Consider the following 19,359-nt stretch of genomic DNA (forward strand, 5'->3'; position numbering starts at 1 on the left):
CGCTTCACAGGACCACGTTCACCAGCCGGCCCGGAACCACGATCACGCGCTTGGCCGTCGCGCCTTCGGTGTGCCTGGCGAGGACTTCGCTCGCGAGCACGATCTTCTCGATCTCCTGCTTCGAGGCGGCGGCCGGCACGCGAAGCGAACCGCGCAGCTTTCCGTTGACCTGCAGCATCAGTTCGATCTCGTCCTGTTCGAGCGCGGAGACGTCGACCACGGGCCAGGGCGCATCGAGCAGATCGCCCATGTCCTTGTCGTAGCCAAGCTGCTGCCACAGCTGGTGCGCGATGTGCGGCGTGGCCGGGTAGAGGCAGCGCAGCAGGATGCCGAAGCCCTCGCGCACGGCCGCACGGTCGCCCGAATCGGCCGTGGCAGGCTTGAAGCCTTCCAGCGCGTTGAGCAGCTTCATCGCGCCCGACACCACGGTGTTGTATTGCATGCGCTGGTAGTCGTAGTCGATCTGGCGCAAGACGGTGTGCACTTCGTGCCGCAGCGCCTTGGCATCCTTGCCGAATTTGAGCGCCTTGCCGGCTGGGCCGTCATCGGCCGCCGCACCGTGCAGCGACAGACCGAAGTTCCAGACCCGGCGCAGGAAGCGGTAGCTGCCTTCGACCGCCGCGTCGTTCCACTCGAGCGTCGCCTCGGGCGGCGCGGTGAACATCGTGTAGAGCCGTGCGGTGTCGGCGCCGTACTTCTCGATCAGGTCTTGCGGATCGACGCCGTTGCGCTCGGTCTTGCCCATCTTGCCGACGCCGCCGTACACCAGCCGGGTACCGTCGGCCAGCGTGCCACCGGTGATGCGGCCCTGCGCGTCGAGCACGGGAGTGACTTCGGACGGCGGGTGGTAGTCCTTGCCGCCCTTCTCGCCACGCGTGAAGTAGATGTGATTGAGCACCATGCCCTGCGTCAGCAGCTTGCTGAAGGGCTCGTCGACCGTCACGAGGCCGAGGTCGCGCATGACCTTGGTCCAGAAGCGCGCGTAGAGCAAATGCAAGATCGCATGCTCGATGCCGCCGATGTACTGGTCCATCGGCATCCAGTACTTCGCGCCGTCGGCCACCATCGCCCCGTCGCTCTTCGGATCGCAGTAGCGCATGAAATACCACGAGCTGTCGACGAAGGTGTCCATCGTGTCGGTCTCCCGGCGCGCGGCCTTGCCGCAGACCGGGCAGACGACGCCCGCATGGAAGCCTTCGTGCTTCGCGAGCGGATTGCCGGAGCCATCGGGTACGCAATCCGTCGGCAGCACGACCGGCAGGTCCTTCTCGGGCACCGGCACGGCGCCGTGTTCTTCGCAATGAATGATCGGGATCGGCGTGCCCCAGTAGCGCTGGCGGCTCACGCCCCAGTCGCGCAGGCGCCAAGTGGTCTGCATCTCGCCCAGTCCCTTCAGGTCGAGCGCATGGGCGACCGCCTTGACCGCCTCGCCGTAGTGCATGCCGCTGAAGTTGTCGGAATTGATGGTCACGCCGCGCTGCTTGTCGGCGTACCAGTCCTGCCAGCGGTGGTAGTCGAAGTGCGGCTCGTCGTCGACCAGCACGACCTGGATGATCTCGATGCCGTACTTGTTGGCAAAGGCGAAATCGCGCTCGTCGTGCGCGGGCACGCCCATCACGGCGCCGTCGCCATAGCCGATGAGCACATAGTTGCCAACCCAGACCGGAACCTGCTCCTCGGTGATGGGGTGCGTGACGGTGAGCCCCGTGGGCACGCCCTTCTTTTCCTGCGTGGCGATTTCGGCCTCGGTCGTGCCGCCGCTCTTGCACTCTTCAATGAACGCGGCAACCTTGGAATTCGCCTTCGCGGCGTGCAGCGCCAGCGGATGCTCCGGCGCCACGGCGCAGAAGGTGACGCCCATGATGGTGTCGGCACGCGTCGTGAACACGTACATGCGGCCGCCCTGGATCAGCTCGCCCTTGTCGTCCTTGATCTTGTGCGTGAACGCGAAGCGCACGCCTTCGCTCTTGCCGATCCAGTTTTCCTGCATCAGCTTGACGCGTTCTGGCCAGCCGGGGAGCTTGTGCTGGGTGTGGTCGAGGAGTTCCTCGGCGTAATCGCTGATCTTGAGGTAGTAGCCGGGGATCTCGCGCCGTTCGACGGTCGCACCGGTGCGCCAGCCCTTGCCGTCGATCACCTGCTCGTTGGCCAGCACGGTCTGATCCACTGGATCCCAGTTGACGACCTGCGTCTTGCGGTAGGCAATGCCCTTTTCGAGCATCTTCAGGAACAGCCACTGGTTCCACTTGTAATAGCCCGGATCGCAGGTCGCGATCTCGCGGCTCCAGTCGATCGCCAACCCCATGGCCTGGAGCTGGCTCTTCATGTAGCCAATGTTCTCGTAGGTCCACTGCGCCGGCGGCACGCCGTTCTTGAGCGCCGCGTTCTCGGCCGGCAGGCCGAAGGCATCCCAGCCCATGGGCATCAGGACGTTGTAGCCGCTCATGCGCAGGTAGCGCGTGAGCATGTCGTTGATCGTGTAGTTGCGCACGTGGCCCATGTGCAGCTTGCCGCTGGGGTACGGCAGCATCGAACAGGCGTAGTACTTTTTCCTGCGCGTGTCCTCGGTCACGCGGTAGGCATCGGCGGCGGTCCAGTGGGCCTGGGCTGCGGACTCGACGTCGCTGGGTTTATAGCTGGGGTTCATTGGGCTTCGCAACAGCCCGGCACCAGGCGGCCGGGGGAAGACGGATTATCGCGGGTTGGGCAATGGCCCACTTCTCGCATGCCACAATGATTTCGAATTGACAGAGGCACGCATGGTCAAGGACTGGTGGCGCGGGGCGGTGATCTACCAGATCTACCCGCGCAGCTTCATGGACAGCAATGGCGACGGCATCGGCGATCTGCCCGGGATCACGGCCAGGCTCGATCACGTCGCCGAGTTGGGCGCGGATGCCATCTGGGTCTCGCCCTTCTTCCGATCGCCGATGAAGGATTTCGGCTACGACGTGGCCGACTACCGCGCGGTCGACCCGATGTTCGGCACGCTCGCAGACTTCGACGCGCTGCTCGCCCGGGCCCATGCACTTGGGCTCAAGGTCATCATCGACCAGGTTCTGTCCCACACCTCCGACCAGCACGCATGGTTCGCGGCCAGCCGCGCGAACCGCCAGAACCCGCAGGCCGACTGGTACGTCTGGGCCGATCCGCGGCCCGACGGCACGCCGCCCAACAACTGGCTGTCGGTCTTCGGCGGCCCGGCCTGGCAGTGGGACTCGCGCCGGCGGCAGTACTACCTGCACAGCTTCCTGACCGAGCAGCCCGATCTCAACTTCCATTGCCCCGCGGTGCAGGACACGCTGCTCGGCGAAGTGCGTTTCTGGTGCGAGCGCGGTGTGGACGGCTTCCGCTTCGACGCCTGCAACCACCAATTCCACGATGCGCAACTGCGCGACAACCCGCCCGCCGACGGCGGCACGGTCAGTACGGTGCGCACCGACAACCCCTACGCGATGCAGCAGCACCTGCACGACAAGAGCCAGCCCGAGAACCTGCTCTTCCTCGAACGGCTGCGCAAGCTTCTGGACGAATATGGCGCGGTGGCGCTCGGCGAAGTCGGCGACGAGGACGCGCCGCCCGTGATGGCCCGGTACACCGAGCTTGGCAAGCGGCTGCACCTGGCATACAGCTTCAGCCTGCTCACGAGCGAGCACAGCGCGCGCCATCTGCGCACTCAGGTCGAGGCACTGGACAGCGCGCTCGCCAAGACGGGAGGCTGGGGCTGCTGGGCCGTCTCGAACCACGACGTGCCACGTGTCGCCAGCCGGTGGAATGCCGACGGCCAGGACGACACCCGCCGCGACCGCCTCTGGCTCACGCTGCTGCTGTCGCTGCGCGGGAGTGCCAGCATCTACCAGGGCGAGGAACTCGGGCTGCCCGAAGCGGAGGTGCCTTTCGAATTGCTTCAAGACCCGTATGGACGCGCCTTCTGGCCCGAGTTCAAGGGCCGCGACGGCGCCCGAACCCCGATCCCCTGGCTCGCCGACGAAGAGCACGCCGGTTTCACCAGCGGCGCGCCGTGGTTGCCCGTGTCCGACACGCACATCCCGCTGGCCATCGACCAGCAGGCGGGCGACCCGAAATCCATGCTGAGCTTCAGCCGGGCGTTGCTGCACTGGCGGCGCGGCCAGCCGCTGCTTCGCACCGGCAGCATGAAGTTCCTGGATGCACCCGAACCCTTGCTGTGGTTCGAGCGGCGGGAGGGCAACGCCTGGCTGCAGGCAGTGTTCAATCTCTCCGCCGAGCCGGCTTCATTGGCTTTGCGACAAGCACTCGCACCGATCGCGGGTGCTCCTTTCGCCGGCACGCAGCTCGAAGGCCGGACCCTCGCGTTGCCGCCCTTCGGCGTCTTCTTCGGAGAACCGCTTCATGCTCCCTGATGCCGAAGTCCGCGCCTTGATGCGCGCCGAGCACGGCGATCCTTTCGCCGTGCTCGGGCCGCACGACAGCGACGACGGCTTGTGGGTTCGCGCGCTGCTGCCGGGCGCCAAGGCCGTGGCGGTGATGCATTCCGGCTCGGGCTGGCCGCTGGCCGAACTCGACCGCCAGGGCGGCAGCGACCTCTTCGCCGGGCTCGTGCCCGCTTCGGAGGCCCGGCTGGGCTACCGCTTCAAGGTCGACTGGGGCACGCACAGCTCGCTGCTCGACGACCCGTACCGCTTTTCTTTCGTGCTCGGGGAAACCGACGTCTGGTTGCTGGCCGAAGGCACGCACCTGCGGCCCTTCGAGCAGTTGGGGGCGCACCTGCGCGAAATCGACGGCGTGCGCGGCGTCGCATTCGCGGTGTGGGCGCCGAATGCACGGCGCGTCTCGGTGGTCGGCGATTTCAACCAATGGGACGGCCGCCGCCACATGATGCGGCTGCGCCGCGAGTGCGGCGTGTGGGAGATCTTCGCGCCGCACGTGGCGCCGGGCGACAGCTACGAGTTCGAGATCCTGTCGGCGCAAGGACAGGTGCTGCGCAAGGCCGACCCCATCGGCTTTTCCGCGCGGCTGCGGCCCGACACGGCGTGCGTCGTGCAGCCGCTGCCGCAGCCCGCGAAAGTGCCTCCCGGCCGTGCCGAAGCCAATGCACGCGGCGCGCCGATCAGCATCTATGAGGTCCATCTTGGCTCGTGGCGGCGCAAGAACGGCCATGAATGGCTCGACTACCGCGAGCTGGCCGACACGCTCGTGCCCTATGCGCGCGACATGGGCTTCACCCACATCGAGCTGCTGCCGATCAGCGAACACCCCTTCGACGGCTCCTGGGGCTACCAGCCGATCGGCCTTTACGCGCCGACCTCGCGCTTCGGCACGCCGGGCGACTTCCGTGCCTTCGTCGAGGCCGCGCACGCGGCCGGGCTGGGCGTGATCCTCGACTGGGTGCCCGCGCATTTCCCGACCGACTCGCACGGACTCGGCAACTTCGACGGCACGGCCCTGTATGAGTACGCCGATCCGCGCGAAGGCTTCCACAACGACTGGCAGACGCTGATCTTCAATTACGCGCGCACAGAGGTGCGCAACTACCTCGTCGGCAATGCGCTCTACTGGCTGGAGCGCTACGGCGTCGACGGGCTGCGCGTCGATGCGGTCGCCTCGATGCTGTACCGCGACTACAGCCGCGAGCCGGGCCAGTGGGTGCCCAACGCGCAAGGCGGCCGCGAGAACCTGGAGGCCATCGACTTCCTCCGGCGGATGAACCGCGTGGTCGGCGTCGAGCGGCCCGGCGCCGTGACCATCGCCGAGGAGTCGACCAGTTTCCCGGGTGTGACCCGGCCGCCCGAGAACGGCGGCCTCGGCTTCCACTACAAGTGGAACATGGGCTGGATGAACGACACGCTGGCCTATGCAGGCATCGACCCGGTCCATCGCAAGCACCACCACCAGAAGATCACCTTCGGGCTGATGTACGCGCACACCGAGAACTTCGTGCTGCCGCTGTCGCACGACGAAGTGGTGCACGGCAAGGGCTCGATGATCGGCCGCATGCCGGGCGACGTCTGGCGGAAGTTCGCGGGACTGCGCAATCTCTATGGCTACCTGTGGGCGTATCCGGGCAAGAAGCTGCTGTTCATGGGCGGCGAGTTCGCGCAGTGGGCCGAATGGGATGCCGACCGCAGCCTGGACTGGCATCTGTTGGAGCAGGCGGCGCACCAAGGCATCCGGCGACTGGTGCGGGATCTGAACAATGTCTACCGCCATTTCCCCGCGTTGCACGAGCTTGATTGCGAGGCGCAGGGTTTCGCGTGGCTCAGCCATGACGATGTGCAGCACTCGGTGTTCGCGTTCGTGCGGCGCGCGCGAGATGGCGCATTCGTGGTGGCCGTGTGCAACTTCACACCGGTGGTGCGGCATGGCTACCGGCTGGGGGTGCCGGCCGCAGGGCGGTATCGGGAGATCATCAACACCGACAACGCGTTGTACGGTGGCACCGGCGTGGGCAACGGGATGATCCAGAGCGAGGCGGCGGACTGGCAAGGGCAGGCACAGTCGCTGGTGATTTCCGTGCCGCCCCTGGGCACCGTGATGTGGGTGCTGGAATGAGTGGCCTCCGTGCCATGTCGGGCGACGGCTCTCCCTACCCGCTGGGCGCCACTCCGGGGTCCGACGGCGTCAACTTCGCTCTCGCCGCCCCCAGCGCCACGGCCGTCGAGCTGTGCCTCTTCGACACCCTGGGCCAACACGAACAGCAGCGCCTCAAGCTGGCGAAGCGCGCCAACGGCGTCTGGCACACCCGTCTGCCCAGCGCCCGGCCGGGGCTGGTCTATGGCTGGCGCGTTCACGGCCCTTGGGCTCCTCACGAGGGCCAGCGCTTCAACCCCTCCAAGGTGCTCCTCGATCCGTACGCGCGCGAAGTGGTCGGCCAGTACGGCGGCGAAGACCTGTTCCTAGGCCACGACCCTGCCGACCCGGGCCGCCGCGACCCGCGCGACAACGCCTCCATCGCGCTCAAGGCAAGAGTCACCGCGCCGATGCCTCCGGGCGGCCCGGCGCGCCCTCGCGTCGAGCCTGGAGCCCGCGTGATCTATGAAGCCCACGTCCGCGGCCAGACCCAGTTGCACCCCGACGTGCCCCCCGCCCTCCGCGGCACCTATGCCGGCCTTGCGGAACCGGCGGTGCTCGACCACCTGCAGCGGCTCGGCGTCACCACGCTGAACCTGATGCCCGTGCAGCACCGCGCCGATGAATCGAGGCTGCTCGCGCTGGGCCTGCGCAACTACTGGGGCTACAGCCCCATCGGCTGGTTCGCGCCCGAGACGCGCTACTGGAGCGGCCGGCCCGGAACCACGCCCTCGAGCGAGTTCCGCGCGATGGCGGACGCGGTGCACGCCCGGGGCATGGAACTCGTGATCGACGTGGTCTTCAACCACAGCGGCGAGACCGACGAATTCGGCCCGACGCTGAGCCTGCGCGGCATCGACAACTCGCTCTATTACCACTTGCGCCCGGACGACCGGTCGCTCTACCAGAACTGGACGGGCTGCGGCAATTGCCTGAACCTGGCCGAGCCGCGCGTGGTGCAGCTCGTCATGGACAGCCTGCGCCACTGGGTCACCGAACTCGGCGTCGATGGCTTTCGCTTCGACCTCGCACCCGTGCTGGCGCGTCGCGAAGGCGGCGAGTTCGATCCGCGCGCGCCCTTCTTCGCGGCCATCGCGCAAGATCCGTTGCTGGCGCAGGCCCTGCTGATCGCCGAGCCGTGGGACATCGGCCCTGGCGGCTATCGCCTCGGCGAATTCCCGCCCGGCTGGATGGAGTGGAACGACCGCTTCCGCGATACGCAACGCGGCTTCTGGTTGCACCGCAGCGCGGGCCTCGGCGAGTTCGCGCAGCGTCTCACGGCATCGGGCAACGACTTCAACCATCACGGCCGCGCGCCCACCGCCAGCGTCAACTTCGTCACCGCGCACGATGGCTTCACCTTGCGCGACCTGCTCAGCTACAACGAGCGCCACAACCTGGCGAATGGCGAACAGAACCGCGATGGCCATGGCCATAACCTGAGCCGCAACTGCGGGGTCGAAGGCGACACCGATGACGCGCTGGTCTTGGCCGAGCGCCAGCGGCTGCAGCGCGCGCTGCTGGCTGCGCTGCTTCTCTCCCAAGGCACGCCGATGCTGCTCGGCGGCGATGAGCTCAACCACACCCAGCGCGGCAACAACAACGCTTACTGCCAGGACAACGACATCACCTGGCTGGCCTGGAACCGCGCCGATGCCGGCCTGACCGCTTTCGTCGCCCGTGTGCTGGCGCTTCGCCGCGAGGCCGAGCCCCTGCGCAGCGTCCGATGGTGGCCGGCCGTGCCGCCCTCGGGCGCCGCGACGTTGCGGTGGCTGACGCCCGCGGGCGACGCCATGACCCCGGGCGATTGGGAGCGCGGTGACCTGCATGCGCTGGCGATCGTCTTCGAAGCCATCCCGCCCGCCGCTAACTGGGTCATGCTGGTCAATGCAGAGGAACGCGACGTCGGCTTCGAGCTGCCGCCGGGTCGTTGGCTGCTTCAGCTGGCGAGCGACACGGACGACGCGCTGTCCGGCGCACCACTCGACGGCACCCAGGTCTTGCGCCCCGGCAGCCTCCGGGTCGCAAAAACATAGGAGCCAAGCGCCCGCCGGGGTGCTAGGCTGGATCACCGGGAAACGGAAAAAACCAACGGAGACATCTGATGGCCCAAATCGAGCAACCGACACTCCAGGCTCACCAACTCGTTCGCCGCACCATCGCCCTGGTGCTGGCCGGTGGACGAGGCTCCCGACTCAAGCAGCTCACCGACCGACGGGCCAAGCCGGCGGTCTACTTCGGCGGCAAGTTCCGCATCATCGATTTCGCGCTGTCGAACTGCCTCAACTCCGGCATCCGGCGCATGGCGGTCGTGACGCAATACAAGTCGCATTCGCTGATGCGTCACCTGCAGCGCGGCTGGAGCTTCCTACGCGCCGAACTCAACGAGATGGTCGACGTGCTGCCGGCCCAGCAACGCGTCGGCGATGAGCACTGGTATCGCGGCACGGCCGATGCGGTTTACCAGAACCTGGACATCATCCAGACCCGATCGACGCCACACGACTACGTGGTCGTGCTGGCCGGCGACCACGTCTACAAGATGGACTACTCGATCATGCTGACCGACCACGTCGCGCACGGCCTGGGCTGCACGGTCGGCTGCATCGAAGTGCCGCGCATGGAAGCAGTGGCCTTCGGCGTCATGGCAGTCGAAAAGGACCGCAAGATCACCGAGTTCCTGGAAAAGCCGGCCGACCCGCCCTCGATGCCCGGCAACCCCGACGTGGCGCTGGCGAGCATGGGCATCTACATCTTCGATTCCGAGTATCTCTACGAATTGCTCGAGGAAGACAACGCCAACCCGGAATCGAACCACGATTTCGGCAAGGACATCATTCCGCGCGTGGTCGCCGCAGGCCGGGCGGTGGCCCATCCCTTCGGCATGTCGTGCGTCACGCGGGCCCGGCGCGGCGCCGATGCCAAGGCCTACTGGCGCGACGTGGGCACGATTGATGCATTCTGGGCAGCCAACCTGGACCTGGCATCCATCACCCCGGAGCTCGACATCTATGACACCGACTGGCCCATCTGGACCTACCAGCGGCAATTGCCCCCGGCGAAGTTCGTGCTCGATCGCGAAGGCAAGCACGGCATGACCGTCAACACCATCGTCTCGGGCGGCTGCATCGTCTCGGGCTCCAAGGTGAGCAGCTCGGTGCTGTTCTCGGGCGTTCGCGTGCATTCCTTCTGCGAGATCAACGAGGCGGTGTTGCTGCCGGACGTGGAAGTCGGCCGGGGCGCGCGGCTCAACAAGGTGGTGGTGGACCGCGCCTGCGTGATTCCCGACGAGATGGTGGTCGGCGAAGACCCGGCGGCCGATGCCGCGCGCTTCGAACGCACCGAAGGGGGTGTGGTCCTGATCACGCGCGAGATGCTCAAGCGTCTCGAGCCGTAGCAAGCGCATGCGGGTCCTCCAGGTCAGCGCCGAACTGTTTCCCCTGCTCAAGACCGGAGGGCTGGCCGACATCGCGGGTGCGCTGCCGCTGGCGCTGATGGCGGCGGGGCAGGACGTGCGGGTGCTGCTGCCGGGATTCCCGGCCATCGTGGCCGGGGTACGCGACGCGGTGGTGGTGAAGGCGTTCGTGGCGCCCTGGGGCGAACGCGCAAACCTGTGCTTCGGCCGCATCGTGACGCCCGGCGCGCGGGACATCGCCGCCTATGTGATCGACGCGCCGGCGCTCTACGACCGGCCCGGCAATCCTTACGAAGATCTCGCCCGCGAGCCCTACGGCGACAACCACCGGCGATTCGCACTCCTCGGCTGGGCCGCGGCACAGATGGCGCAGGGGCTGGACGCCGACTGGCAGCCCGAAATCGTGCATGCCCATGACTGGCATGCCGCGCTGGCACCGGCTTACATGGCCTTTGCGCCACCTGACGGGCGACCCCGCGTGGGCAGCGTGTTCACGGTGCACAACCTGGCCTACCAGGGCCTGTTCGCGCCTCGGCATTTTCCTGAGCTTGGCTTGCCGCCGGCGGCCTTCGGCGTCGACGGGCTGGAGTACTACGGCCAGTTGTCGTTCATGAAGGGCGGACTCTGCTTTGCCGACCGCATCACCACCGTCAGCCCGACCTATGCGCGCGAGATCCAGACACCCGAGCAGGGTTGCGGGCTGGACGGCCTGCTGCGCAGCCGCGCGCACGTGCTCACGGGCATCCTCAACGCCGTCGACGATCAGGTCTGGAATCCGGCCACCGATGCGCTGATTCCCTACCGCTACGACCTGCGGCGGCTGGGCGGCAAGGCGCAGTGCAAGGCCGCGCTGCAGGAAGAATTCGGCCTGGCGCCGCAAGCCGATGCGCCACTGTTCGTGGTGGTGAGCCGGCTGACCGAGCAGAAGGGCCTGCACCTCGTGCTCGGCGGGCTCGACGCGCTGCTGGCGCAAGGCGGCCAGCTCGCCCTGCTCGGCAGCGGAGACGCGCCGCTCGAAACGGCCTTCCGGCAGCGCGCCGCCGCGGCGCCGGAATCGGTCAGCGTCACGCTGGGCTATAGCGAGGACCTGGCTCACCGCCTGTTCGGCGCGGGCGACGTCACGCTGGTCCCGTCGCTCTACGAGCCCTGCGGGCTCACGCAGATGTACGGGCTCAAGTACGGCAGCCTGCCGCTGGTGCACCGCGTCGGCGGCCTGGCCGACACCGTCGTCGATGCCACGCTGGAAGACATGGCCAGCGGTGAAGCCACGGGCCTTGCTTTCGATGACTTCGATGCCGCGGGCTATGCACGCGCGCTTCGTCGCGCCTTCGCGCTCTACCGGCGTCCGGCCGACTGGCGCGCCGTTCGCGCGAATGCCATGCGCCGCCCCGCCGACTGGGGCACTGCCGCCGCCCGCTACCTCGATGTCTACGCCGAGGCCCTGGCTTGAAGCCCGTCCGTCAGAGAACCCACGCCGCTCCCACCATGACCATCGCAGAATTCAAGTACGACCACCCCGACCGCGACGTCGCCGCCTTCAAGCGCGCCGTCGCCAACAAGCTCATCTACGCGGTCGGCAAGGACCCGGTGGCCGCCAGCCCCGACGACTGGCTGCACGCCACCGCGCTCGCCGTGCGCGACCAGATCGTCGAACGCTGGATGGGCACCACCCGCGCCATCTACGCGCAACGGCTCAAGCGGGTCTACTACCTGTCGATGGAGTTCCTGATCGGGCGCACCTTCACCAACGCACTGCTCGCCCTGGAGTTGCAGGACACGGTGAAGCAGGCGCTGGCCGACTTCGGCGTCGACATCCGCGCGGTGGCCGAGCGCGAGCCCGACGCCGCCCTGGGCAACGGCGGCCTAGGCCGGCTCGCCGCCTGCTTCCTCGATTCGATGGCCACGCTCGGCGTGCCGGGCCTGGGCTACGGCATCCGCTACGAGTACGGCATGTTCCGCCAGCGCATCGTCGACGGCCAGCAGGTGGAGACGCCCGACTACTGGCTCACGCGCGGCAATCCCTGGGAATTTCAGCGGCCCGAGGTGACCTACCGCGTGCGCTTCGGCGGCCACGTGCAGCGGCGCGAAGGCAAGGGCACGCCCTACGGCGCGGCGAACTGGGTGGACACCCACGACGTGCTGGCCGTGGCCTACGACACCATCATCCCCGGCTACGGCACGCAGGCCACCAACACGCTGCGGTTGTGGTCCGCGCGTGCGACCGAAGAAATCGATCTCTCGGCCTTCAACCGCGGCAACTACTTCGAGGCCGTCGAAAGCAAGAACCACTCGGAGAACGTCTCGCGCGTGCTCTACCCCGACGACTCCACGCCGTCGGGTCGCGAGTTGCGGCTGCACCAGGAATATTTCTTCGTCAGCGCGAGCGTTCAGGACCTTGTGCGGCGCTACCTGCGCAACCACACCGACTTCGATGCCTTGCCTGACCAGGTCAGCATCCACCTCAACGACACGCACCCGGTGCTGGCCGTGCCGGAGCTGATGCGCCTCCTGATCGACGAGCATGACCTGCCCTGGGACGCGGCATGGGCCCACACCCAGAAAGTTTTCAGCTACACCAACCACACGCTGATGCACGAGGCGCTGGAGACTTGGCCGGTGGAGATGTTCGGACGCGTGCTGCCGCGCCACCTGCAAATCCTTTTCGACATGAACTCGCGCTTTCTCGCGACGGTGACGCAGGCGCATGGCCACGACGTCGAGCTGCTGCGCCGCCTGTCGCTGATCGACGAGTCCGGCGAGCGACGCGTGCGCATGGCCTACGTCGCCGTGCTCGCCAGCCATTCCATCAACGGCGTGTCGGGCCTGCACTCTGAACTCATGAAGCAATCGATCTTCGCGGACTTCGCGAAGCTGTTTCCCGAGCGCTTCAACAACAAGACCAACGGCGTGACGCCGCGGCGCTGGCTCGCGCAGGCCAATGCGCCGCTGGCGGCGCTCCTCGACACGCGCATCGGCCGCGGCTGGCGGCGCGACCTGACGCAGCTCGAAGTGCTGCGGCCCATGGCGCAGCAGCCGGCCTTCGTGCGCGCGTTCCGCCATGCCAAGCGCGAGAACAAGCTGCGGCTGGCCAACTGGATCGACGAGCATCTGCGGATCGACGTCAATACCGACGCGCTGTTCGACGTGCAGGTCAAGCGCATGCACGAGTACAAGCGGCAACTGCTCAATGTGCTGCACGTGATCACGCGCTACCACCGCATCCTGGATGCGCCGGATGCCGGTCACGTGCCGCGCGTGGTGGTGTTCGCCGGCAAGGCGGCTTCGGCGTACCACATGGCCAAACTCGTGATCCGGCTCATCAACGACGTCGCACACGTCATCAACAACGACGAGCGCGTGGGCAAGCTGCTGAAAGTGGTGTTCCTGCCGAACTACAGCGTCAGCCTGGCCGAGGTCATCATGCCAGCGGCCGACCTGTCCGAGCAGATTTCGACGGCCGGCACCGAAGCCTCGGGCACCGGCAACATGAAGTTCGCGCTGAACGGCGCCTTGACCATCGGCACGCTCGACGGCGCCAACGTCGAGATGCGCGACAGCGTCGGCGCGGAGAACTTCTTCATCTTCGGCAACACCACGCCGCAGGTGGCCGACATTCGCGCGAGCGGCTACCAACCGCGCGACATCTACGAAGCCAACCCGGAACTCCAGCGGGTGCTCGACAGCGTCCGCGACGGCGCCTTCTCGCCCACCGAACCGGCGCGCTACCAGCAGATCTTCGACGCGCTGGTGAGCTGGGGCGATCACTACCTGCTGCTGGCCGACTATGCGAGCTATGTCGAGGCGCAGGAGAAGGTCGATGCGCTGTATCGCGATCCGGATGCGTGGACGCGCATGGCAATCCTCAATGTGGCGGGGATGGGCGCGTTCTCGTCGGACCGGACGATTGCGCAGTATGCGCATGAGATATGGAAGACAAGACCTGTGGTCTTGTCTTCCTGAGCTCACCCCCAGGCTCGCGCACTTCGTGTCGCTCTCCACCCCCTTTCAGGGGGCAACACCTGCGGCCCGGCGAAGCCGGTTCCGCGGTGTTTCACCGACGGGCCTGCTTCGCGGCCTTGGATTCAGGGCTTTTGGGGCGGGGTCTCCGTGACGAAGCCGATGCGGCTCAGGCCGGCCTTGTTGGCGATACCCATCAGTTCGACGACCTTGCCGTAGGGCACCGTCTGGTCCGCGCGCAGTTGGACTTCGGTGTCGCGGCTTTCGGCGGCCGCCTTGGTCAGGCCGGCGGCCAGTTCTTCGGGCGTGACCGGCTTGTCGTTCAGGTAGACCTTGCCCGCCGCATCGACCACGAGGGAGACGAACTTCGGCGTGTCGCCGGATTGACCCGCGTCGGTTCGCGGCAGGTTGAGTTTGATCGAGCTGGCCATCAGCGGTGCGGTGATGATGAAGATCACGAGCAGCACGAGCATCACGTCGACCAGGGGCGTGACGTTGATGTCCGACAGCGGGCGCTGACCCCCTGCGCCGGTCGATCGTCCGCCGGTGGCTGTGCTGCCTAGCGATGTACGACCGAAGGCCATACTGCGGCTCCCGCCCTCAGGCAGGCATCGGCCGCGCCGGCGGCAGTGGAATTTCCCGCCGCACGGGTTCGCCGAGCATGCCCAGCAGGTCGTGCGCGAAGCCTTCGAGTTCGGCTTCGATACGGCCGACCACACGTCCGAACACGTTGTAGGCCAGCACGGCCGGAATCGCGACGGCGAGGCCGAAGGCCGTCATGATCAACGCCTCGCCGACCGGGCCAGCGACCTTGTCGATGGTGAAGCCGCCCGTTTCGCCGGCGATGCCGACGAGAGCGCGGTAAATGCCCCAGACCGTGCCGAGCAGGCCGACGAAGGGCGCCGTGGCGCCGACAGTCGCGAGCAGGATCTGGCCGGCCTGCAGTCGCCGCAATGCCGCATGCAAGGCATCGCGCAGGACGCGTGTGACTCGCTGGGTCCGGTCAACGGCACCCCCGAGCGTGGCGCTGTCGGCATGCGTCGCGAGGTTCCTGACTGCGCTCACCGCCGGCAGGACCAGCGCTGCGCGATCGAAGGCCTTGAGGCTCAGCTCCGCATCCCCTATGGACGGCGACTGCCAGAACGCTGCGATGCTGCGCACCACGTCGCGCGTCCCGCCACGCAGGAGCCACGCTTTCCAGAGAATCACGACCCAGCTCGACACCGACATCACCAGCAGGAGCACCGCGACCGAGCGGCTGACGGCGTCACCGTGGGCGAGCAGCGCGAGGATGCTCATGCAGCCCCCACGCTCGGCACTGGCGTGTCCTCGCTGCCCCCCGAGGGCGCGCGAGCTTGCTTGGGACGGCCCAGCGCGGCGCTCATGCTCGGGGTCAGCGCAGACCCAGGACGTCGAACATGTCGAACAGACCTGCGCGCTGGTTGGCGAGGAAGCGCACGGCGCGCAGGCTGCCTTGCGCATAGGTCGCGCGGCTGGCCGACTTGTGCGTGATTTCGATGCGCTCGCCGGTGCCCGCAAACAGCACCGTGTGGTCGCCGACGATGTCGCCGCCGCGGATGGTGGCGAAACCGATGGTCGACGGATCGCGTTCGCCGGTGACGCCCTCGCGCGCGTAGACGGCGCATTCCTTGAGATCGCGGCCGAGCGCGTCGGCGATCACCTCGCCCATCTTGAGCGCCGTGCCCGAGGGCGCGTCGACCTTGTGCCGGTGGTGCGCTTCGATGATCTCGATGTCATAGCCGGTCGACAGCGCCTTGGCGGCCATTTCGAGCAGCTTGAGGGTGACGTTGACGCCGACGCTCATGTTCGGCGCCATCACGATCGCGATGTCCTTGGCGGCCTCGGCGATCTCCGCCTTCTGCGCATCGCTGAAGCCGGTGGTGCCGATCACGAGCTGCACACCGAGTTCGCGGCACACGACAAGGTGCGCCAGCGTGCCTTCGGGCCGCGTGAAGTCGATCAACACCTGCGCATCCTTGAGCCCGGCGCGCAGGTCGGACGCGACCGGAACGCCGCTCGTGAAGCCCAGGAACGCAGCCGCATCGCTGCCGATCGCCGCGCTGCCCACGACGTCGAGCGCGCCAGCGAGGCAGCAATCCGGCGCTTCGCGCACGGCCTCGATCAGCATGTGGCCCATGCGCCCGGAAGCGCCCGCGATCGCGACGCGACGCGGTGAAGAAGTTGGAGATGAAGAGTCGGTCACGCGTTTCAGCCTCTGGAAATGCGGAATTCGAAAAAGAGCGCGACGACCGGAGGCGGCCGGCGCGTGTTCAGCGCGATTCGAGCGAAGGGTAGGCCGCAGGCAGTGCCGGCGGAGGCGTGGCGGGCGCTGCCGCAGCATCGCCGTCCGCCTTCTTGTCCTTGGAGGGGACGAACTTCTTGAGCTGGTCTTCGGTCGCCTCCAGCGGCGGCACCTTGCCGCTGCGCTTGCGGGTGTCGAGTTGAACGACGAATTCTTCCTCGCTCGGCATCGGATCGCCTTCGAAGCGCTCGAGCACCTCGCCGTTGAAGAACAGCGTCAGGTGGCGGCGTTGCGGCTCGACGCCCTGGCGCCGGATCGTGAACACATAGTCCCAGCGATTGGAGTGGAAGACATCGGTCAGGAGCGACGTACCGAGGATCTCACGCACCTGTTGGCGCGACATGCCGGGCTTGAGCGCCTCGACCTGTTCCTTGGACACGAAATTGCCCTGAACCACTTCGACCTTGTAGGGGGTGACCGCGGTCAGGGCGCCGCGCGCGCTGTCGCCGACACTGCTGCAAGCGCCGAGGCAGAGGCTCGTGGCGAGGGCGCCGAAGAGCAGCCAGAGGCGGCGTTGTGGAATGGCAGGCATGGAAAAAGGGTTGGGCGATATGATCAAATCATTGTAGCGGCTGGCCCCCGGCGGGCCCTTCCCGCAAGGCTGGCGCAGGGAACCACCATGGCTAACATCGACGAACTCAAGAATACGGGCCTCAAGGCCACTCTGCCGCGCCTCAAGATTCTCGAAATCTTCCAGAACGGCGGCCAACGCCACATGACGGCGGAAGACGTGTTTCGCGTCCTCCTCAACGACCATTCCGATATCGGCCTGGCTACGGTCTACCGCGTTCTGACGCAGTTCGAGCAGGCCGGCATCCTCGAGCGCAGCCATTTCGAGAGCGGCAAGGCGGTCTACGAACTCAACGAAGGCAAGCACCACGACCACCTCGTGTGCACGTCCTGCGGCAAGGTCGAGGAGTTCTACGACGCAGAGATCGAACGCCGCCAGCAAATGATCGCCAAGGACAAGGGCTGGATTCTGCAGGACCACGCCATGTCCCTCTACGGCCTCTGCGCCGACTGCACCAACAAGCACTGAGCACAATAGGCTCGCCCCCAGGCTTGCTCACTTCGCGTAGCCGCCCACCCCCTACCGGGGGCAACACCGGCGGCCCGGCAAAGCCGGTTCCCCGGTGTTCCTGGGATTCGCGCTAGTCGTCTTCTCTGGCGCTTTCCATGGCCTTGTGATGGCGGGCGACGAAGTCGGCGTAGGTGTCGATGCCGCGCAGTTGCAGGATCGAGTTGCGCACGGCGGCCTCGACCAGCACGGCGATGTTGCGGCCGGCCACCACCTGGATGATCACCTTGCGCACCGGAATGCCCAGCACGTCCTGGGTGAGCGGCGCCGAGGGCATGCGCTCGTAGTCGCGCTCGAAGCTGTCGCGCCGCACGAGGTGGACGATCAGCTTGAGCCGCATCTTCCGGCGTACGGCCGTCTCGCCGAAGATCGCGCGAATGTCGAGCAGGCCGATGCCTCGCACCTCGAGCAGGTTCTGCAGCAGTTCGGGGCAGCGCCCTTCCAGAGTGGTCTGGTTGATGCGGTAGAGATCGACCGCGTCGTCGGCCACGAGGCCGTTGCCGCGCGAAATCAACTCCAGGCCGAGTTCGCTCTTTCCGAGCCCGGACTCGCCCGTGATCATCACGCCCAGCCCCAGGATGTCCATAAACACGCCATGCATCGATGTGCGCTCGGCGAAATGCTTGGAGAGATAGGCCCGCAGCAGGTCGATCACGAAAGCCGACGATTCACGTGTGGCGAACAGCGGCAATTGCGCGCGCTCGCAGATCGACAGCAATTCGTCGGGCGCCGGCTGGCCGTCCGCCAGCACCAGCATCGGTGGCTCCAGGGTCACGATGCGGGCAATGCGCCGTGCGCAGTCTTCCGGCGTGCCGCGCGTGAGATAGGCGACTTCGCGGGCTCCCAGGATCTGTACGCGGTACGGGTGGATGTAGTTCAGATAGCCCACCAGATCGGCCGCGGACTGGGCGCGGCTGATGACGTCCGGATCGAACTGACGCTCCGACGCGCCCAATCCCGCCAGCCACTCCCACCGGAGCGAGCCGCGAAACTCCTCGAACATCGCGTCGGCGCTGATGACGGTCGGCTTCATGCGCCAGACCGTCCCACGCCTGCGCGGATCAGGCGACCTGGGCGGATTGCCATCCTGCGATCAGGGCGTGCAGTGCCGCGGCGTCCGAACTCGACTTGATCTGCTCGCGCAGATTGGCGTCGCTGAGGAGTTCGGCGATCTCGGAAAGTATTTCAAGATGCTTCTGCGTGGCTGCTTCCGGCACGAGCAGGAAGATCAGCAGGACGACAGGCTGTTCGTCCGGTGCGTCGAATCCGATCGGGTTCGCCAACTGGAACACGGCGGCCATGGGCGACTTGAGGCCCTTGATGCGTCCGTGCGGGATGGCCACGCCATGGCCCAACCCGGTCGAGCCGAGGCGCTCGCGGGCAAAGAGGCTGTCGGTGATGAGGGCGCGGCCGAGACCATGCAGGTTCTCGAACAGCAAGCCTGCTTCTTCAAAAGCACGCTTCTTGCTGGTGGCGTCAACGCTCACGAGCACTTGAGCGGGAGGCAGGATGGACGCGAGTCGGTTCATGTTGGGGCAGGGCGGGGGCGATTATGCACCCACCCCGCAAAAAGCAAAGAGCCACCCGAAGGTGGCCCGCAAGAGTATTTGCCCGGAGTGGTACTACATCACACGCTTGGGCGCTTCGTGATGATGGTCCTGCAGGCGGTCCTTGTGGCGGACGACTTGCCTGTCGAGTTTGTCGACCAATTCGTCGACAGCAGCGTAGAGATCAGCGTGGCTCGACTCGGCGAACATGTCATTGCCCTTGACGTGAATGTTGCATTCGGCGCGTTGCCGGCGCTCCTTTTCCTTTTGCTTTTCCACCGTGAGGATCACCTTGACATCGACTACCTGGTCGAAATGGCGGGTGATCCGGTCCAGCTTGCTCGTAACGTAGTTGCGCAAGGCGGGTGTGACGTCGAGGTGATGACCGCTGATCGTCAAATTCATGAATGACCTCCTGGAATTGACGGTTGGGGAAATAGCCGCACCCCTTGGTAGGGAGATACAGCCGGGGAAACGAAAGCAGAGTGGG

General features: G+C 66.7%; 15 protein-coding genes. 7 read left to right on the forward strand and 8 right to left on the reverse strand.

Going from position 1 to position 19,359, the window contains the following annotated elements:
- Positions 1–4: 4 nt before the first annotated feature.
- Positions 5–2,647, reverse strand: a complete 2,643-nt coding sequence (gene leuS / locus QTI04_RS18895) for a leucine--tRNA ligase (RefSeq protein WP_286617020.1) — start codon at positions 2,645–2,647, stop codon at positions 5–7.
- Positions 2,648–2,759: 112 nt separating this feature from the next.
- Between leuS and QTI04_RS18900 the strand changes: the two genes are divergently transcribed.
- From QTI04_RS18900 to QTI04_RS18925, 6 genes are all read left to right on the forward strand, one after another.
- Positions 2,760–4,382 (forward strand): alpha-amylase family glycosyl hydrolase, encoded by a 1,623-nt coding sequence (locus QTI04_RS18900; protein WP_286617122.1) that lies wholly within the window; start codon positions 2,760–2,762, stop codon positions 4,380–4,382.
- Positions 4,372–6,531, forward strand: coding sequence for a 1,4-alpha-glucan branching protein GlgB (glgB, locus tag QTI04_RS18905; protein WP_286617022.1), 2,160 nt, complete (start codon positions 4,372–4,374; stop codon positions 6,529–6,531). Before QTI04_RS18900 ends, glgB begins: the two co-directional genes overlap by 11 nt.
- A gap of 14 nt (positions 6,532–6,545) precedes the next feature.
- Positions 6,546–8,585, forward strand: a complete 2,040-nt coding sequence (glgX, locus tag QTI04_RS18910; RefSeq protein ID WP_286617123.1) for a glycogen debranching protein GlgX — start codon at positions 6,546–6,548, stop codon at positions 8,583–8,585.
- Positions 8,586–8,653: 68 nt separating this feature from the next.
- Positions 8,654–9,946: a glucose-1-phosphate adenylyltransferase gene (gene glgC / locus QTI04_RS18915; protein WP_286603653.1), complete on the forward strand. Its 1,293-nt coding sequence runs from the start codon at positions 8,654–8,656 to the stop codon at positions 9,944–9,946.
- Positions 9,947–9,953: 7 nt separating this feature from the next.
- Positions 9,954–11,414 carry a glycogen synthase GlgA gene (gene glgA, locus QTI04_RS18920; protein ID WP_286617023.1) on the forward strand — a complete coding sequence of 487 codons (1,461 nt, stop codon included), beginning with the start codon at positions 9,954–9,956 and terminating at the stop codon, positions 11,412–11,414.
- A gap of 35 nt (positions 11,415–11,449) precedes the next feature.
- Positions 11,450–13,924, forward strand: coding sequence for a glycogen/starch/alpha-glucan phosphorylase (locus QTI04_RS18925; protein WP_286617024.1), 2,475 nt, complete (start codon positions 11,450–11,452; stop codon positions 13,922–13,924).
- A gap of 122 nt (positions 13,925–14,046) precedes the next feature.
- On the opposite strand, the gene QTI04_RS18930 is transcribed toward QTI04_RS18925, so the two are convergent.
- From QTI04_RS18930 to QTI04_RS18945, 4 genes are all read right to left on the reverse strand, one after another.
- Positions 14,047–14,505 (reverse strand): biopolymer transporter ExbD, encoded by a 459-nt coding sequence (locus QTI04_RS18930; protein WP_286603656.1) that lies wholly within the window; start codon positions 14,503–14,505, stop codon positions 14,047–14,049.
- Positions 14,506–14,521: 16 nt separating this feature from the next.
- Positions 14,522–15,220 carry a MotA/TolQ/ExbB proton channel family protein gene (locus QTI04_RS18935; RefSeq protein WP_286603658.1) on the reverse strand — a complete coding sequence of 233 codons (699 nt, stop codon included), beginning with the start codon at positions 15,218–15,220 and terminating at the stop codon, positions 14,522–14,524.
- A 94-nt stretch (positions 15,221–15,314) separates the two neighbouring features.
- Positions 15,315–16,154 carry a 4-hydroxy-tetrahydrodipicolinate reductase gene (gene dapB / locus QTI04_RS18940; RefSeq protein ID WP_286617124.1) on the reverse strand — a complete coding sequence of 280 codons (840 nt, stop codon included), beginning with the start codon at positions 16,152–16,154 and terminating at the stop codon, positions 15,315–15,317.
- Positions 16,155–16,212: 58 nt separating this feature from the next.
- Positions 16,213–16,776 (reverse strand): outer membrane protein assembly factor BamE, encoded by a 564-nt coding sequence (locus QTI04_RS18945; RefSeq protein WP_286617026.1) that lies wholly within the window; start codon positions 16,774–16,776, stop codon positions 16,213–16,215.
- An 87-nt stretch (positions 16,777–16,863) separates the two neighbouring features.
- Between QTI04_RS18945 and fur the strand changes: the two genes are divergently transcribed.
- Positions 16,864–17,283, forward strand: coding sequence for a ferric iron uptake transcriptional regulator (fur, locus tag QTI04_RS18950; protein WP_286603661.1), 420 nt, complete (start codon positions 16,864–16,866; stop codon positions 17,281–17,283).
- Between the two features lie 112 nt (positions 17,284–17,395).
- Here the strand turns inward: fur and hprK are convergent, their stop codons facing one another.
- From hprK to raiA, 3 genes are all read right to left on the reverse strand, one after another.
- The gene (gene hprK / locus QTI04_RS18955; RefSeq protein ID WP_286603662.1) at positions 17,396–18,355 is read right to left on the reverse strand and encodes an HPr(Ser) kinase/phosphatase; all 960 of its coding nucleotides are present in this window, start codon (positions 18,353–18,355) and stop codon (positions 17,396–17,398) included.
- 28 nt (positions 18,356–18,383) lie between these two features.
- Positions 18,384–18,851, reverse strand: a complete 468-nt coding sequence (locus tag QTI04_RS18960) for a PTS sugar transporter subunit IIA (protein ID WP_028251657.1) — start codon at positions 18,849–18,851, stop codon at positions 18,384–18,386.
- Positions 18,852–18,944: 93 nt separating this feature from the next.
- The gene (gene raiA / locus QTI04_RS18965; RefSeq protein WP_068640485.1) at positions 18,945–19,274 is read right to left on the reverse strand and encodes a ribosome-associated translation inhibitor RaiA; all 330 of its coding nucleotides are present in this window, start codon (positions 19,272–19,274) and stop codon (positions 18,945–18,947) included.
- Positions 19,275–19,359 lie beyond the last annotated feature (85 nt).

It is taken from the genome of Variovorax sp. J22R115 (assembly GCF_030317005.1).
In the GTDB taxonomy this organism is placed as follows: domain Bacteria; phylum Pseudomonadota; class Gammaproteobacteria; order Burkholderiales; family Burkholderiaceae_C; genus Variovorax.

Bases quoted from the DNA above. Each gene is read 5' to 3' on its own strand.
- leuS (WP_286617020.1), bottom strand. From the start codon at position 2,647: ATGAACCCCAGCTATAAACCCAGCGACGTCGAGTCCGCAGCCCAGGCC.
- QTI04_RS18900 (WP_286617122.1), top strand. From the start codon at position 2,760: ATGGTCAAGGACTGGTGGCGCGGGGCGGTGATCTACCAGATCTACCCG.
- glgB (WP_286617022.1), top strand. From the start codon at position 4,372: ATGCTCCCTGATGCCGAAGTCCGCGCCTTGATGCGCGCCGAGCACGGC.
- glgX (WP_286617123.1), top strand. From the start codon at position 6,546: ATGTCGGGCGACGGCTCTCCCTACCCGCTGGGCGCCACTCCGGGGTCC.
- glgC (WP_286603653.1), top strand. From the start codon at position 8,654: ATGGCCCAAATCGAGCAACCGACACTCCAGGCTCACCAACTCGTTCGC.
- glgA (WP_286617023.1), top strand. From the start codon at position 9,954: ATGCGGGTCCTCCAGGTCAGCGCCGAACTGTTTCCCCTGCTCAAGACC.
- QTI04_RS18925 (WP_286617024.1), top strand. From the start codon at position 11,450: ATGACCATCGCAGAATTCAAGTACGACCACCCCGACCGCGACGTCGCC.
- QTI04_RS18930 (WP_286603656.1), bottom strand. From the start codon at position 14,505: ATGGCCTTCGGTCGTACATCGCTAGGCAGCACAGCCACCGGCGGACGA.
- QTI04_RS18935 (WP_286603658.1), bottom strand. From the start codon at position 15,220: ATGAGCATCCTCGCGCTGCTCGCCCACGGTGACGCCGTCAGCCGCTCG.
- QTI04_RS18945 (WP_286617026.1), bottom strand. From the start codon at position 16,776: ATGCCTGCCATTCCACAACGCCGCCTCTGGCTGCTCTTCGGCGCCCTC.
- fur (WP_286603661.1), top strand. From the start codon at position 16,864: ATGGCTAACATCGACGAACTCAAGAATACGGGCCTCAAGGCCACTCTG.
- hprK (WP_286603662.1), bottom strand. From the start codon at position 18,355: ATGAAGCCGACCGTCATCAGCGCCGACGCGATGTTCGAGGAGTTTCGC.
- QTI04_RS18960 (WP_028251657.1), bottom strand. From the start codon at position 18,851: ATGAACCGACTCGCGTCCATCCTGCCTCCCGCTCAAGTGCTCGTGAGC.
- raiA (WP_068640485.1), bottom strand. From the start codon at position 19,274: ATGAATTTGACGATCAGCGGTCATCACCTCGACGTCACACCCGCCTTG.